The organism is Fructobacillus sp. ESL1117, from assembly GCF_058508565.1.
In genome coordinates this window covers 558,492-574,789 of record NZ_CP196385.1, presented here as the reverse complement: position 1 = coordinate 574,789, position 16,298 = coordinate 558,492, and the positions used below count along the sequence as shown (strand labels likewise).

General features: G+C 45.6%; 10 protein-coding genes. All 10 read left to right on the top strand.

Translation table 11 applies throughout. The annotated features are described in order from the left end of the window. Positions 1 to 58 precede the first annotated feature (58 nt). The 10 genes from mutS to smc all read left to right on the top strand — a co-directional run bounded on the left by mutS (position 59) and on the right by smc (position 16,288). Positions 59 to 2,791 (top strand): DNA mismatch repair protein MutS, encoded by a 2,733-nt coding sequence (gene mutS, locus ACSYSH_RS02420; protein ID WP_491702464.1) that lies wholly within the window; start codon positions 59 to 61, stop codon positions 2,789 to 2,791. Then, positions 2,784 to 4,943, top strand: coding sequence for a DNA mismatch repair endonuclease MutL (mutL, locus tag ACSYSH_RS02415; protein WP_491702465.1), 2,160 nt, complete (start codon positions 2,784 to 2,786; stop codon positions 4,941 to 4,943). The genes mutS and mutL overlap by 8 nt, the downstream gene beginning before the upstream one ends. Positions 4,944 to 5,029: 86 nt before the next feature. Continuing rightward, complete coding sequence (locus tag ACSYSH_RS02410; RefSeq protein WP_489816523.1) at positions 5,030 to 5,515, top strand: YehS family protein; 486 nt, start codon at positions 5,030 to 5,032, stop codon at positions 5,513 to 5,515. Positions 5,516 to 5,644: 129 nt separating this feature from the next. Further along, positions 5,645 to 6,523, top strand: coding sequence for a UDP-N-acetylmuramate dehydrogenase (murB, locus tag ACSYSH_RS02405; protein WP_489815809.1), 879 nt, complete (start codon positions 5,645 to 5,647; stop codon positions 6,521 to 6,523). A gap of 3 nt (positions 6,524 to 6,526) precedes the next feature. Continuing rightward, positions 6,527 to 8,626 carry a cation:proton antiporter gene (locus ACSYSH_RS02400; protein WP_491702466.1) on the top strand — a complete coding sequence of 700 codons (2,100 nt, stop codon included), beginning with the start codon at positions 6,527 to 6,529 and terminating at the stop codon, positions 8,624 to 8,626. A gap of 2 nt (positions 8,627 to 8,628) precedes the next feature. After that, on the top strand, positions 8,629 to 9,453 hold the full coding sequence (cdaA, locus tag ACSYSH_RS02395) for a diadenylate cyclase CdaA (protein WP_489815807.1): 825 nt from the start codon (positions 8,629 to 8,631) through the stop codon (positions 9,451 to 9,453). Then, positions 9,450 to 10,463, top strand: a complete 1,014-nt coding sequence (locus ACSYSH_RS02390; RefSeq protein WP_489815806.1) for a CdaR family protein — start codon at positions 9,450 to 9,452, stop codon at positions 10,461 to 10,463. Before cdaA ends, ACSYSH_RS02390 begins: the two co-directional genes overlap by 4 nt. Before the next feature lie 57 nt (positions 10,464 to 10,520). Beyond that, on the top strand, positions 10,521 to 11,885 hold the full coding sequence (gene glmM / locus ACSYSH_RS02385; RefSeq protein ID WP_252773733.1) for a phosphoglucosamine mutase: 1,365 nt from the start codon (positions 10,521 to 10,523) through the stop codon (positions 11,883 to 11,885). Between the two features lie 119 nt (positions 11,886 to 12,004). Beyond that, positions 12,005 to 12,706, top strand: a complete 702-nt coding sequence (rnc, locus tag ACSYSH_RS02380; protein ID WP_489815805.1) for a ribonuclease III — start codon at positions 12,005 to 12,007, stop codon at positions 12,704 to 12,706. 24 nt (positions 12,707 to 12,730) lie between these two features. After that, positions 12,731 to 16,288: a chromosome segregation protein SMC gene (gene smc / locus ACSYSH_RS02375; protein WP_491702467.1), complete on the top strand. Its 3,558-nt coding sequence runs from the start codon at positions 12,731 to 12,733 to the stop codon at positions 16,286 to 16,288. The last annotated feature ends 10 nt before the right edge of the window (positions 16,289 to 16,298 follow it).

Genomic DNA, 16,298 nt, shown 5'->3' with positions numbered 1-16,298 from the left:
GTGAAAGGCAAGAAAAACGGTAACATCGCTTCAAAACTGTTAAGAGGAGGGCCATAATATGGCGACAAAAGAACCAACCCCGATGATGGTGCAATACCATCAAATTAAGGATCAGTACCCCGACGCCTTTGTTTTTTATCGAATGGGCGATTTTTATGAGCTCTTTGAAGATGATGCGATTAAAGGGGCCAAAATTCTTGAACTAACATTAACGGCACGGAATAAAAATTCAGCTGAGCCGATTCCGATGGCCGGAATTCCCCACCATGCCGTCTCAGCCTATATTGATATCTTGGTTGATGCCGGTTACAAGGTAGCAATTGTCGAGCAAATGGAAGATCCGGCAACGGCTAAGGGCATGGTCAAACGGGATGTTGTCCAGTTAATTACGCCAGGAACAAAGCTTTCCTCCAAAAATGGGGATGGCAAGGATAATAATTTTTTGGCTGCAGTGGTAGCGACTGGATCACGTCTTGGGGATGCTGATCAGGCGGCTTTTGCCTTGGCTTATATTGACCTTTCGACTGGCGAATTGAAGGCAACGGAATTAATGGATGAGAGCGCCGTTTTGGATGAACTTGGTGCTCTGGAGGTTAAGGAAGTTGTTTTAGCAAAAGAGGGTGATTTTTCAACACCAGCATTGGCGGCTGCTATTGGCGAAAAGGGCCTGGTTGTCTCTTATCAGGGTCCGGTTCAGCCTTCCGCTACGATTACCTATCTAACAAAAGATTTAAAGAAACCTGCCAAGCAGACAGTTACAGGACTGCTTCTCCAGTATCTATTTGATACGCAAAAGCGGTCTTTGGACCACATTATGCCGGTGCAAACATATGAGCGCCAGGCTTATTTGGTCTTTAACCAGGTGACACGGGTCAACCTTGATTTGGTTGAAAATGCGCGGACCAAGCAAAAAGCTGGTTCTCTTTTCGCACTCTTAGATCAAACGAAGACGGCTATGGGTGGGCGGTTATTGAAGCAGTGGCTGATTAAACCCTTGAAGGATTTGCAGAAAATTCAGGCTCGGCAAGAGGCCGTTGCTGCCTTTAAAGATGATTTTTTCACTCGAGGAACGGTCCAGGATCAGTTGAAGTACGTTTATGATTTGGAGCGTTTAGCCGCAAAAGCTGCCTTAGGAACCATTAATGCCCGTGATTTGGTGCAATTAAAGCGTTCGCTTCAGGCAGTACCGGATATGCAAGCCGCTTTGCAGGCTGAGCACGTTAATCCAATCTTGCAGACTGCTGGGGCAGAAATTGATCCCTTGCTCGATTTGGCAAGCCTGATTGAACAAGCCATTGTCCCTGAACCACCAATTTCGGTTCGTGATGGTGACTTAATTCAACCGGGTTATGATGATTTGGTTGATTCTTATAACCAGGCCTTAGCTGATAACCAAGATTGGCTCGCTGCTTATCAAAAGCAAGAACAGGAAGCAACTGGGATTTCGACTTTAAAGGTCAAATATAACAAGAACTTTGGTTACTTTATCGAAGTAACTAAGGTAAACCTCGACAAATTAGAAGAGGGACGTTATCATCGTAAGCAAACATTGACGAATGCTGAGCGATTTACAACGCCTGAATTGAAGGAACATGAAGACCTGATTTTTGCAGCGCAGACAAAACGTTTTGACCGCGAATATGATTTGTTCTTGGCTATTCGCGCCAAAGTTAAGGAAGAAATCAGTCGCTTGCAGACATTAGCACAAAAAATTGCCCGACTTGACGTTTTGGCGGCTTTAGCTGATGTCGCTGAAAACCGACATTTTACGAAACCAGAGTTTAAAACGGATGGTGACCGGGCACTAACAATTAAGCAGGGCCGCCATCCGGTGATTGAATCCCTCTTGGGACCTGGCGAATATGTTGCTAATGATGTCTTTTTTGATGAAAAAACCAAGATTCAACTGGTAACCGGTCCGAATATGGCTGGTAAGTCTACTTACATGCGCCAGGTCGCCTTAATTGTCGTGTTAGCTCAGATGGGGTCCTTTGTGCCTGCAGATGAAGCGACTTTGCCAATCTTTGATCAAATCTTTACCCGAATCGGGGCCAATGATGACCTCGTTAACGGTCGATCAACCTTTATGGTTGAAATGGCCGAGGCCAACTCGGCGCTTCAGGGGGCAACCTCTCAGTCATTGATTTTATTTGATGAACTGGGACGTGGTACAGCCACTTACGACGGAATGGCCTTAGCACAGGCCATTATTGAGTACTTGGATCAGAATCTTCACGCGACGACGATTTTTGCTACTCACTATCATGAACTAACGGCTTTGGCGGCTAGCCATCCTGCCATTCAAAACGTCCATGTTGGGGCACAGTTAACCGATGATGGCGCTTTACACTTCTTACATCAGGTTCAGCCAGGAGCGGCTGACCGTTCTTATGGGATTCAGGTAGCTGCTTTGGCAGGGTTGCCGAAATCACTCTTAACAAATGCTGAGGCAATTTTAAGAGCCTTAGAAGCCCAAGGGGTAGGGCAAGTTGAAGGTGTAGAAGAGACGGTGGCAAAGCGTTCGAGTGCTGCTGTCAAAGATACTGTTAGCCCGGCAATGAGAAACGCTTCGACTGAAGCAACGCCAATTGGGGATGGTCTGGCACAGGACATTCCACTTTTTGAAATTGCCTCTGCTCAAGAGCTTCCAGCAGCGGAAATGGAGTCAATCAATCCGGCTGACCAGAAGGCCCTTGATGAACTTGATCGGGTTAACCTTAACCAATTGACGCCATTGGCGGCTCTCAACTTAATTGCCAAATTACAGGAAATGAGGCAAGAAAATGACTAAAATTCATGAACTGCCTGAATTATTGGCCAACCAAATTGCGGCCGGTGAGGTCATTGAACGTCCTGCCTCAGTGGTCAAAGAATTGGTTGAAAATGCTATTGATGCCAATGCGACTCAAGTAGAAGTCGTGATTGAAAATAGTGGTTTAGATTTAATTAAAGTAATCGATAATGGTCAGGGGATTGACCAAGTAGAAGTACCGTTGGCCTTTGTTCGTCATGCCACTTCGAAAATACAAGATCGGCATGATTTGTTTAATATCATGACTTTGGGCTTCCGTGGTGAAGCCTTACCATCGATTGCAGCGGTTGCAGATGTCACTTTGCAAACCAGGACAAAGCTTGCTGACACTGGCTTTCTTTACCAGGTCAAAGGTGGACAGGTGGCCCAGGAGGGGCCAACGGCTGGTCGCTTTGGAACCATTGTTGCCGTTCGTTCGTTGTTTTACAATACGCCAGCTCGGCTCAAGTATTTGAAAAAACCACAGACCGAGCTGTCGTTGATGGTAGAAACGATCAATCACTTGGCCATGGCTTATCCAAATGTTGCCTTAACGCTGAGCCATAACGGGAAAACTCTGGTGAAGACACCGGGTAACGGTGATTTGCGGCAAGTATTAGCAGTTGTTTATGATCGCAAAACGGCTGAAAAAATGGTTGCTTTTGAGGGGGCTTCCGACCATTTTAAGGTCAATGGTTACTTGTCCTTGCCGGAACAGACTCGGTCTTCTCGGTCTTATTTTGCTGTTTTGGTAAACCACCGCTTTGTTAAAAATTTCTCTGTTTCAAATGCTATTAGTGCGGGTTATGGTTCAAAGTTGATGGTTGGCCGTTTTCCAATCGGTGCCATTAATATTGAGCTGGACCCACTGCTGGTTGATGTCAATGTGCACCCCCAGAAGGCTGAGATTCGGTTGAGTGAAGAGGGAGAACTGACGGAATTGATTACGCAGGTTATTGCTAATCGTCTTCGTGGTGAAAACTTGATTCCTGCAGCGCTTGATAACCTGGGTCAAGGGGAAAAAGAAAAAAAACCGACCGCTGCGGTAGAAGAACCCAGTGTCTTCGTGAAAAATCCAGCCACAGAGGTTCTTTCGGTCCCGGTTAAGGCTGACCGGGTAGTTGAAATTCATGATGAAGGTCAACTGGCCGATGCGCCAGTCGCTAATTTTGCCAGTCGCTATGCCAAAGAAGAGTATCAGCCGATCTTTATGGAAGAAAATCAGTCTCAGCCAAAAATTGCTGAACCGTTAGCAGCTTATCAGCCAGATACTTCTATCGACCTGTCAACTAGCGCCGCCAAAGAAAATGGAGGCTTATACAACCATGCCGATACTGGCTTGGCTGCACTAGCAAATCAGGCTATGGGCCTGGGCATTGAACAGAGTACACAGCCAGAGGACTCACAGACAAAACAGCAGCAAAATGATTGGTTGAGTGGGCAGCAACATCAGGCTCAGACTATAGTCGCGACCCCTAAGCCGGTTAACCAAGATTTGGACTTAAGTGATCAAGCTAGTAAAAAGACCGGTTTTCCTAATCTGGACTACATTGGTCAGATGCATGGAACCTTTCTCTTTGCCCAAGACCAGGATCATTTGTACTTGGTTGATCAGCACGCCGCCCAGGAACGGTTGAATTACGAATATTATCGGCAGGTGGTTGGCCAGGTAGGCGAAGACCAGCAGCAATTGCTGGCACCGATTACGCTGACGTATTCTACGGCCGATATGTTAAAGATTGCTGATTTTCATGAGATTTTTGAGCAGGTGGGCCTTCATTTGGAAGAATTTGGCCCAAACACGATTGCTTTGTATGAACATCCAGCCTGGATTTTAGCTGACCAAGCTGAAGGCACCATTAAAGAAATGATTGATTGGGTTCTTCATGATGGTAAGCTGACTGTGGCAGCCTTTCGAGAAAAAGCTGCGATTATGATGTCTTGTAAGCGAGCGATTAAGGCCAATTGGCATATTTCGGATGAAGAGGCGAAGACGCTCTTACGTGATTTAGCACAAGCAGAAAATCCCTATAACTGTCCTCATGGCCGGCCAGTTTTGACCTCGTTTACTATCAAAGAAATGGAGCGAATGTTTAAGCGCATCCAGGATTCACATGAATCGTGGCAAACGTACGATACCCATCCATTTTAAACTGGGTTGCAACGATTATTAATGATGAACTTTTTAACGCGGGCGCTAAAGTACGCTCGATAAGCAGTGCTTTCAAAGGAAAATTAATGAACTATAACGATATAATAATTCGATTGCGCTATGCACTTGATTTATCTAACCAAGAGGTTATTCGACTTTTTACCTTAGGTGGGGTCAAAATGACGCAAAAGGATTTGGACCGAATTTTGACAAAACAAGAAGAGGATAGTCAACCGGATCAGGCGCTTTCAGCCCATGATTTGGAGGCCTTTTTGAATGGCCTAGTGATTGATCGGCGTGGTGAGCGCTTAGATAAAGATGGACAAGCCGTGCCACCAACTTTTGATATGGCCAAAGCTGATTTGGTCAATAATGTGGCCATCAAGAAAATCAAAATTGCTATGGCTTATACATCGGATGATTTACAACAATTATTGGCTTTGGCAGGGGCTAAGGTTTCTAATGGCGAATTGTCGGCAATTTTGCGTCGCCCTGACCACCGGAATTATCGACAAGCTGGTGATCGTTATTTGCGTAAGCTATTAGCGGGCATGGGTAAAAAGTACCGGTAAGACGGTCTTTTGTCTGAATAGTTGAGATGAATTCAAGAAAGACGACGCATTTGCGCCGTCTTTTTTCTTCCTAATAAAAATAGTAAAGTTTGGTATGATAGAGAAAGTAGGATACTAATGGAGATTACTATGAAAATTGCCCAAGGTTTAATACAAAAAGAGCAAGAAATTGCACCTTACGCCTACACCCAAGCCGGTGGCGTAACGGATTATTTGGCGATTCCGACCTCAATAGCTGAGTTGACCGCCTTGCTAGATTGGGCCAAACAAGAAAGCTTGCCTGTTCATGTTTTTGGTCGACTGTCCAATTTGGTCGTTCGTTCAGGTGGACTGCGAGGTTTGGTGATTTTAACGACTGAACTAAAGGCTGTTCGACAGGAGAACAATCAATTGTTAGCCCAAGCTGGCTGTGACATTATTTGGTTGGCTGCTTTAGCTCGCGATAAGTCCTTAACTGGCTTGGAATGGTCGGCTGGAATTCCTGGATCCGTTGGTGGCGCGGTCTTCATGAACGCCGGTGCTTATGGTGGACAAGCCGATATGGTCGTTTCCTCCGTGCTAGCGGTGATGCCTGATTTAAGCTTAAGGACTTTTACAAAAGATGAATTAGCGTTTGGTTACCGCCATTCTGTTTTTCAAGAAAATGGCGGGGTTATCGTTCAGGCAACCTTTGATTTGGCACCTGGTGACCAACAGGCTATCCAAGGGAAAATGGATCAGGTTAACTTGGCCCGTGCCAATAAGCAACCCTTGTCATGGCCATCGAACGGTTCCGTCTTTAAGCGGCCAACTGGTTACTTTGCCGGTAAGCTGATTATGGATGCCGGATTGCAAGGTACACGTGTTGGTGGGGTTGAAGTTTCGAAGAAGCATGCCGGCTTTATGGTCAACGTGGACCAAGGAACGGGTAACGACTACGAAGACTTAATTCACCTTGTGCAAGCAAAAGTTTTTGAGGAGTACCATGTTCGCCTGGAACCTGAAGTTCGTATTTTAGGAGACCGGTAGCCTATGGATATTATTGAGTTAATGATTGTCTTAGTGATTGGTGTTGCTATCTCAAGCATCATCTCTCACTTTGTTCCAGCCGTCCCAATTTCATTATTTCAAATTGCGATTGGCTTTTTATTGGCAACGATTGGTGGAACCTATATTGAGGTGGATTCCCACTGGTTTATGATGCTTTTTGTGGCTCCAATCCTGTTTAACGATGCCTGGCGGTTTCCAAAAAGGGAATTGTGGAAATTACGGGTACCAATTTTGATGAATGCCATTTGGCTCGTCTTGGTGACCACGATTTTGGGTGGCTGGCTGATTCACTTTTTGATTCCAGAGCTACCAATTGCTGGTTCACTAGCCTTGGCAGCTGTGTTATCACCAACGGATCCAGTTGCGGTTCAAGCGATTGCAAAACGGGTGAAGCTTCCAGAAAACCTCTTACACGTGGTGACGGGAGAGAGCCTGGTAAACGATGCGACCGGGTTGGTTTCGTTTAATACGGCTATTAAAGCAGTAGTAGCCGGGACTTTCTTATTGACGGACGCTTTGTTAAACTTTGCTTGGATGACCCTGGCTGGGATTGTGACCGGCGTTGTGATTGGGGCCATCATTATCTGGTTGCGTGATTCTGTTTCACGCTTTGGTTTAGCTGATGTTGTATTCTATACGGTGATTACAGTTTTGCTACCCTTTATTATTTATTGGGTGGCTGAATACCCCATGCACGCTTCTGGCTTGATCGCTGTTGTGACGGGTGGAATCACTGCCAAAATTTTAAATGACCGCCACGTTGGCCTTTTATCGGCCGAAGCAACGATTGTTTCAGTTCATGCTTGGGAGGTCTTAGTTTACGTCTTAAATGGTTTAATCTTTGTCTTACTTGGTGTTACCTTGCCAAACGCCTTGCATAATATCTTAGAAGACACCAATATCTCCAACATCCAGGCCTTGACTTATAGTTTAATTGTCTGGTTCATTATCTTTTCTTTACGCGTGTTGTGGGCTTTGGCTATTCAAATCAGTCAGAGGTTCCGGCATCAGGCGAAAGTAGTTTCTTTTAAATCAGCTATTGTGTCGGGCTTGACGGGGGTTCGCGGCGCCGTTACCATGGCTGCGGTCTTGACTATTCCTGTAGTCACCAACAAAGGCACAATGTTTATTGGCCGTGATTTAATGATTTTTATCGCGGCGGTAGTGGTCATCTTTTCTTTGGTAGTGGCTTCTGTCATGCTACCACTAGTGACAAAGCAGACAACGAAGCACGATTTCACTCAACCGGAGGGCGCAACGGAGGTTGATGAGGCTTTGCCGGAGGACCACCGGGCTGATTTATCAGAAGATCAGGCCCGTCTATGGATTATGCGAATTGGCATTCAAGCATTACGGGATGTCCAAAATAATCAAAATCGGCGAATTGCCCACGAACTAATTACTCGTCGGCAAAAAAAGGTCCGCCAATTACGACGGAAGCTCCATGAAGATCAGGACCAGCATGATTTTGCGGCCGAGAAAGACCTGGAGTTGCAGGAAGTTGCTTTGAAAGCGGAACGTAATCGTCTTCAACAACTATTAGTTGATGAAGAAATTACGCCGATTACTTATTCTTTGCAGGATAGACGCCTTGATCAAATTGAAGCTGATTTGGGAACAACTCGTGAATTCTTTGCTAATAAGCGTTTGAAGTGGTTGTTGCGGCGTTTGGCCGTTAAGGTCCGCATTTGGCTGGCTGAGGAAGAAAATGATCGGGTCCAAGAAGAGGCCGACCATGCTACTCGTGAACTACTGAAGGCTGCTATTGCGGCCATCTCAGCATATGTAGAAAAACAAGTCGGCGATACCGTCATGCAGCGCGTTTTACGGCAAGAAGCGTATAATTTAATTGTGATCTACCGTTTTCAAATTGAAAAGACCAAGGCGATCTCGACATTTGATCAACAAGAAGAAGACGATCGCATGCGATTGGAGCTCGAGTTAAAAGCGTTAAATGCGGAGCGGGATTTCATCCAGCAACTCTATGAACAAAAACGGATCTCACGGCAAACGAGTATTAATTTAAGACAAGTAATAAACTATGCGGAAACCAGAGTCTTGGTTGGCCGCAACGAGGAGTAGAAATGGGAATTTGGGCATACATGACCAGTAGCAATCTGGTTCATCTATTAGATGTATTGATTATCTGGTTCTTGTTGTATAAGGTCATTACCTTTGTTGAAGGAACCCGCGCATTACAAATCCTTTTTGGGGTTGGTGCCATTATCTTAATCAAAGTCGTCGCTTGGTATACCGGTTTGGTGGTCGTTTCTTGGTTAATGGATCAGTTAATCACTTGGGCACCAATCGCTTTGGTCGTGATTTTCCAACAAGAAATCCGACGTGGCCTCGAAAATTTGGGTCGGCGCCTAACGGTTCGTCGCCATCACATCGACAATGAACAGGCTCGCGAATTGATTAAGGGCTTGGACATGGCTTTGGAATATATGTCCAAGCGGCGAATTGGCGCTTTGATTACGGTTAATGGGAAAGATACCTTAGAAGAGTATATTAAGACTGGTATTACTCTCGATGCCAAGGTAACAGGGCAATTACTGATTAATATCTTTATTCCCAACACGCCTTTGCATGATGGGGCGGTTATCATCAATAATGACCGGGTAGCAGTGGCTGCTGCTTATCTGCCACTATCAGAATCAACGAGAATTCCAAAGGAATTGGGAACTAGGCACCGGGCAGCTGTTGGAATTTCAGAAGCAACAGATGCCGTCACAGTGGTTGTTTCAGAAGAAACTGGTGAAATTTCCATTACTCAGCGGGGAGACTTATTGCGAAATATGGATCGTGACTCTTACTTAAACTTCTTTGAGAAGCAGTGGATTGATCCAGTTGGTAAGAAGAGCAAGAAATCCTTGTTGGGACAATTGTTCCGGGGGAAGAAATTATGAGTAAGTGGACTTCATCAAAGATCGTGAACGTGGCCTTTTCATTTTTGTTGGCACTTTTAATTACCGCTTACGTTTTGTCAACAAAGCCGAGCTACTCGGGATCGAATAATAACCAATATACATCGTTGTTGCCAGAAAAAAAGGCAACGATTACGTCACCCTTGACGGTACAATTTAATTCTTCAGATTATGTCATTGTCGGGGCGCCAAGTTCTGTTGGGGTGACCCTTCAGGGGTCATCAGCCTTAGTAACTGCGGCTCAAAATCATAATGAAATTCAAGCTGTGGCTGACTTGCGTGGTTTAGGAGTTGGACAACATACTGTTAATGTTGCTTTGACTGGTGTCAGCTCGTCGTTGACTGCGACCGCTAGTCCTCAGACTGTAACAGTTACCTTGGCAGAAAAAGATTCTGCTAAGAAAGATGTTCAAGTTCAATATGACGACTCAAAGATTGCTTCTGGCTATCAGGTAACTAACACAACGGTTGATCCAAAGACGGTGACAATCACTGGACCAAAAGAAAACGTGGATGCTGTTGATCATGTTGGTGCCGATGTGACCCTAAACAAAAGTACGAAAGCGAACGTCACACAATCGACTAAATTGACGGCTTATGATAAGAATGGCGACGCTGTTCAGGTAACCTTATCGCAGCAAACGGCACAAGTGTCAATGACAATTTCTAGTTCCGGATCGAGTTCAAGTGCAAGCTCCAGTAGCAGTTCACAATCAAGTACGAGTGGGTCGTCTTCGACGACTAAGAAAGTGAGCTTAGTAGGCCAGGCGAGTGCCGGTTCGACGGACAATTTTAACATTAGCTTCAGCCCAAGTGCCGTGACAATTACTGGTTCAAGTGATACACTAAGTAGCATTGATTCTTTGCCTGTTAGTCTGGACCTGTCCAATATTACTAGCAAAGTGACCAAGACCGTGAGCCTGACGAAACCGAGTGGCGTTGATAGCCTGTCGGATCAAAGTGTTCAGGTGACAATTAGTCCGAAGTCGTAAGGTCTGATTTGTTTGTGCTGAAATTATTGGCCAACCATAAGTGGAGATAAATAAAAAATGACAGAATCGCAGTTAAAATACTTTGGAACAGATGGGGTCCGAGGCATTGCCAATGAAGGTTTAAAACCTGAATTGGCCTTGAAACTCGGTCGTGCTGGTGGGGCAATTTTAACTCGCCACAATGATAATCCTGATCGACGCCCAGTTGTAATCGTTGGTCAAGATACTCGAATTTCTTCTGAAATGTTGCAAGAGGCTTTGATTGCTGGCTTGCTTTCTGTGGGTGTTGACGTGTTGAATTTAGGCGTCATTACTACGCCAGCCGTTGCTTACTTGGTTGAAGCGTTGGAAGCAGATGCTGGAATTCAGATTACCGCATCACATAATCCAGCCGCTGATAACGGGATTAAGTTCTTTGGTCGAGATGGTTTTAAGCTTTCAGATGAACTTGAGAACGAAATTGAAACCCTCTTAGACGGTGATGGCTATGAGCAATTACCTCGACCAAGTGCTAAGGGTCTGGGTGTTGTTTCTCATTATCAAGAAGGTGCTCAAAAATATTTGGCCTTCTTACAAAAGACGATTCCCAGTGACCTATCTGGCTTTAAGTTAGCCTTAGATGGAGCCAATGGGGCAACCTTTGACCTTCTGCCACGTCTGTTTGCAGACTTGGGAGCTGATTTCAAGACGATGGGGACAGAACCCGATGGCTTGAATATCAATGACCAGGTTGGTTCGACCCATCCAGAAGCTTTGATTGATATGGTTAAAGAAGGTGATTTCTCAGCTGGTTTGGCCTTTGATGGGGATGGCGACCGTTTAATCGCCGTTGATGAAAACGGTGAAATTGTCGATGGTGATAAAATTATGTATATCACTGCCCGTTTTATGAATAACCAGGGTCGTTTGAAGCACCAAACTGTGGTCTCAACTGTGATGTCTAACATTGGTTTCTATAAAGCATTGGAAGCTCAAGGAATCAAATCTGTCCAGACACAAGTCGGCGATCGCTACGTAATGGAAAAGATGGTTGAAGATGATGATAACCTTGGTGGGGAACAGTCTGGTCATATTATTTTCCGTGACTGGGCTAAAACCGGGGATGGTTTGTTGACGGCTTTGCAACTACTCTTTGTGATGAAGGAAACGGGACAATCACTGTCTGAATTGGCAGCCGATGTAACGCTATATCCACAAAAATTAGTGAACGTGAAGGTGCCAGATAAGCAAGCAATGATGCAAAATCCAGTCTTGCTGGCTAAGATTGACCAGGTTGAAAAGCAGATGGCCGGTGACGGCCGGGTGCTGGTCCGTCCTTCTGGGACGGAATCAATTGTGCGAGTAATGGCGGAAGCCAAAACCGAAGAGTTGGTTAACGCTTATGTTGATTCAATTGTTCAAGTCGTTGAAGCTGAAAAATAAAAGTTAAAAACCAAGGTAAGCCAAAGCGCTGATCCTTGGTTTTTTGTCCTTTTTTGCAACAAAAGCTGACCTGAAAATCTGTTATAATAAAAACAACTGAATTTTGAAAGGAAAACACCTTGTCACCATCTGACTTTAGTAACTTTTTAAGAGAAAAGTTTCAAATTAGTTTTAATAACTTAAACCTTTTGCAAGAGGCTTTGACCCAACGCAATTACTTGAATGAACATCCTCAGGAACAGGGCCGGGATTATCAACGACTCGAATTTTTGGGTGATGCCATCATGCAGGCAACGGTGACGGAATACCTCTTTAAGCGCTATCCTGATTGGGATGAAGGTCAATTGACTGAAATGCGAATCACCATGGTTCAAACAAAGTCCTTTGCTCACTTCGCCCAAGTCATTCACCTGAACGAGGCCATTCGTTTAGGTAAAGGTGAAGAAATGAATGGTGCCCGGTCACGTCCTTCACTTTTGGAGGATATTTGGGAAGCCTTTATTGGCGCCTTGTTCTTAGATCAGGGCCAGGCTGCCGTCGTTTCTTTGTTGAACCAGACGGTCTTTGCAGCCATTGATGAAAACTTCTTTGACCAATTTATTGACTTTAAGTCCCGCTTGCAAGAAAAGTTGCAAGCTCAGGGGTCCGTTGACATTACTTATCAAATTGAAAATGAAATCCGTAACGAAGATAACAGTCAGCTCTTTGAAGTTTTCGTTGCGGTTGATGGCAAGACTTTGGCTTATGGGTCAGGACAATCCATCAAGGATGCGGAAAAGGCGGCCGCACAAAAAGCTTATCAAGATTTAACCGCCAAATAACACACAAGAGTATACAAAGCGCCCATGAAATTAAAGACACTGGAAATTATTGGCTTTAAGTCTTTTGCCAATAAAACCGTGATTGACTTCCAGCAGGGAATGACTGGGATTGTTGGTCCAAATGGTTCTGGAAAATCAAATATTATTGAAGCCATCCGTTGGGTGATGGGGGAACAGTCGGCTAAAGATTTGCGAGGCAATAAAATGGCCGATGTCATTTTTGGTGGAACAAAGAACCGCAAACCCTTAAACCGGGCGGAAGTTTCGATTACCTTTGACAATGCTGATCATTATATTGCTTCTGATTTTACCGAAATTCGAATTACTCGAAGGTTGTACCGGACAGGAGAATCCTCGTATCAATTAAACGGGACGGAATGCCGGCTCAAGGATATCCATGAACTCTTTATGGATACCGGTCTTGGTCGGGATGGCTTTTCAATTATTTCCCAAGGTCAGGTTGAAAAGATTTTTTCAGCGAAGCCGGAAGAACGACGGGGAATCATTGAAGAAGTCGCTGGCGTCTATAAGTACAAGCAAAATAAGGACAAGGCCGAAAAGGACTTGGCTGCCACGGAAGATAACTTGGACCGTGTTGATGATATTATTGCTGAAGTAGAGGGGCGATTAAACCCTTTGGCTGACCAGGCTCTCAAGGCCAAAGACTATTTGGTTAAGCGCGAAAGTTTTGAAAAATTAGACCAGGTGCGATTGACCCGATCGATTTTGTTGCTGCAGGGACAAGTGGCTGAACAAAGTCAGGAGGCCGGTAAAACCAAGGAAGCTGTTGCTTATCAGCAAAAACAGGTGAGCTTAATTCAGGATAATCTTGGTCAAAGTCGTGGCCAATTAGAGGCTATCCAGCACGACCGTGACAGCTTACAGGCAGAGATTGTTGCCAAGGCTCAGGAAAAAGAACGGTTGATTGGGAATCAGAAGCTGGCCTCACAAGAGCAGGCCACACTGGTTCGTGATTTAGCCCATTTAGTTGATCAACAAAAAGACGAACAGGTTCAAGTCGAAAAAACGCAGGCTGAGTTAACTCAGGTACAAAAGCAACTGGCGGCCTTAGTCGACCAAGAACAATCATTAAAACAGACTATCAAGCAAATTGACCAGGAGCATGGTGCCACCAAGGTTGATGCAGTGCAAAATGAACTGGCTGAAAACCGCAATGCTTATGTGACCACGATGCAAGCGATTGCTTCCTTACATAATAAGCTGACTTATCAAGAAAAAGCCTTGGCCCAAACGGAAGCACAGTTAGCTTTGAAAAAGACGGCGATGACAAAGGCCCAGGATGATTTAAAAGCGGCAGAAAGTGCCTTGGCAGCTTATCAAAAAGAACATCCAGACCAAACGACTGGTGAAAATCCTTTTGAGGACCAAGTGGCACAGGCAAAGAATGCTTTAGCAGATGCCAAGGTAGCGGCTCAGGATCAACAAAAAAGTTGGCAAGAGGCGGCCTATGCCCTCGATCAGCAGCGGTCGCGTTATCAGGCAGAAGCTTCATTAGATGATTATGCTGGTTTTTATCAGGGTGTTAAGAACCTGATGGTGCCTGCTGTGCGGCAAAACTTTCCAGGCATCAAGGGCGTCGTTGCGGAATTGTTAACGGTTCCAAAATCCTACACGAAGGCGATTGAAACTGTCTTGGGTGGGGCGTTACAGCAAATTGTAGTGGACACGACTCAAACGGCTAAGTCGATTGTTGCCTACCTGACTAAAAACAAAAAGGGTCGGGTAACCCTTTTGCCGATTGATACCATTCGCCCTCGTCAGGCCCGTGACATAGCCGCTGCTAGCCGTGAAAATGGCTATATTGGCTTAGCTACTGACTTAGTTTCCGTGCCGGCTGGGATGGAAAATATCCTCTCTTCATTGCTGGGGACAACCTTGGTTGTTGAAGATTTGGCGGCGGCTACCCAGGTTGCTCGGGCTTGTCAAAATCGTTTGCGAGTTGTTTCATTGGACGGTCAGTTGGTCAATGCCGGTGGTTCTATTACTGGTGGTGCTAACTTTCGTCAAGGGCCATCTGTTCTGTCCCGGCAGGCTGATTTAAAGGAAAAAGAAGCGGCGTTAGCCAAGCAACAGGGGCTGGTTGCCGACCTGGCTGAAAAGCGTAATCAAAGCCAAAATCAGGTCAACACCTGGCAAGAAAAATTGGCGGACTTGATGCAACAAAGTCGAGACTTTGTTGCCCAGGGGCAGCAAGTTGATTATGAATTGGCCAGCTTAAAGGATACCGTTGATCGCCACCAAACCAGCGTGCAAACCCTATCTTTGGATCTAGCAGATTTGCAGGTTGCTAAAGAGGACGCTGAACAGGAACAGGCAGCGGCCCAAACGGCATTGACTGAAAATGAGGATAAGAAGGGGACAATCGAAGGGAACACCGCTGATTTGACCGCCGAGTTGGACCAGTTAACTAAGGACCAACAAGCTTATCAGGGCCAAAAAGCCGAATTCCAGGCAGAACTCGCGAAAGTTTCCGCTCAGCGTTCGGCTCAGGAGGAAAATCAGCACCGCTTGACCGAAACTTTGACAAAGGGGCAAGACCACTTATTGTCACTGCAAGAGCAGGCTGGGCAGATGCAGGAAAACCTCGACCAGGCAAAGAGCGCTGAAGAACTGAGTCAGGCGGTCACTGATTTGTCGACTGCCTTAACAACGGCCCAGGAAAAGGCTGATTTGTTAGCTGATCAATGGGCCAAATTATCAACGACGGTCAAGGAAGAGGAAGAAAAACTTGCCTTGGCCCAAGAAGAGTTGAATAACGAGGTTGTTGACCAGTCAGCTGCTAATCATCGTTTGCAAAGTAGCCAAGAACGCCTGGCTAAGCAAATTGCAACGTTGCGCCAGACCTATGGCCTGACCGTAGAATCAGAGAATGACGTGGTTGCTTCTGATTTGTCTGACCAAGAAGTTGACCAAACCTTGGCTGAGACCAAGAAGGCCATCGATGCACTGGGGCCAGTGAACATCGCGGCCATCCAGGAGTATGATGAAATTAAAGATCGCCACGACTTCTTGACCAGCCAAGCAGAAGATCTGAAGGCAGCCAAGGAGACCCTGCAGGATACAATCGATGAGATGGACCAAGAGGTTCAGATTCGTTTTCAGGAAACCTTTGATGCCATTGCAGCTAATTTCTCAGATGTCTTTACGAAGATGTTTGCGGGTGGCCAGGCCCAAATTGAGTTGACCGACCCAGAACACTTGCTAACGACTGGAATTGACATTAAGGCGCAACCGCCTGGCAAAAAATTCCAGCAAATGTCGTTGTTATCTGGTGGTGAAAAGGCCTTGACTGCCATTTCGTTGTTGTTTGCGATTTTGCAGGTTCGCCCTGTACCATTTGCCGTCTTGGATGAGGCTGAGGCAGCCTTGGATGAGGCGAACGTCGACCGTTTTGCGGCTTATTTGAAAAATTTTGCTGGCGATACCCAATTCATCACGATCACGCATCGCAAGGGAACGATGGTTGCTGCTAAAATCTTGTATGGTGTTACAATGCAAGAAGCAGGGGTGTCAAAGATGGTCGCGGTTAACCTGGAAGAGGCACACCAACAACTCGCTTAATCACATAGGA

Excerpts from the sequence above, each read along its gene's own strand:
- mutL (WP_491702465.1), top strand. The coding sequence starts at position 2,784 with ATGACTAAAATTCATGAACTGCCTGAATTATTGGCCAACCAAATTGCG.
- smc (WP_491702467.1), top strand. The coding sequence starts at position 12,731 with ATGAAATTAAAGACACTGGAAATTATTGGCTTTAAGTCTTTTGCCAAT.
- glmM (WP_252773733.1), top strand. The coding sequence starts at position 10,521 with ATGACAGAATCGCAGTTAAAATACTTTGGAACAGATGGGGTCCGAGGC.
- cdaA (WP_489815807.1), top strand. The coding sequence starts at position 8,629 with ATGGGAATTTGGGCATACATGACCAGTAGCAATCTGGTTCATCTATTA.
- ACSYSH_RS02390 (WP_489815806.1), top strand. The coding sequence starts at position 9,450 with ATGAGTAAGTGGACTTCATCAAAGATCGTGAACGTGGCCTTTTCATTT.
- ACSYSH_RS02410 (WP_489816523.1), top strand. The coding sequence starts at position 5,030 with ATGAACTATAACGATATAATAATTCGATTGCGCTATGCACTTGATTTA.
- ACSYSH_RS02400 (WP_491702466.1), top strand. The coding sequence starts at position 6,527 with ATGGATATTATTGAGTTAATGATTGTCTTAGTGATTGGTGTTGCTATC.
- murB (WP_489815809.1), top strand. The coding sequence starts at position 5,645 with ATGAAAATTGCCCAAGGTTTAATACAAAAAGAGCAAGAAATTGCACCT.
- mutS (WP_491702464.1), top strand. The coding sequence starts at position 59 with ATGGCGACAAAAGAACCAACCCCGATGATGGTGCAATACCATCAAATT.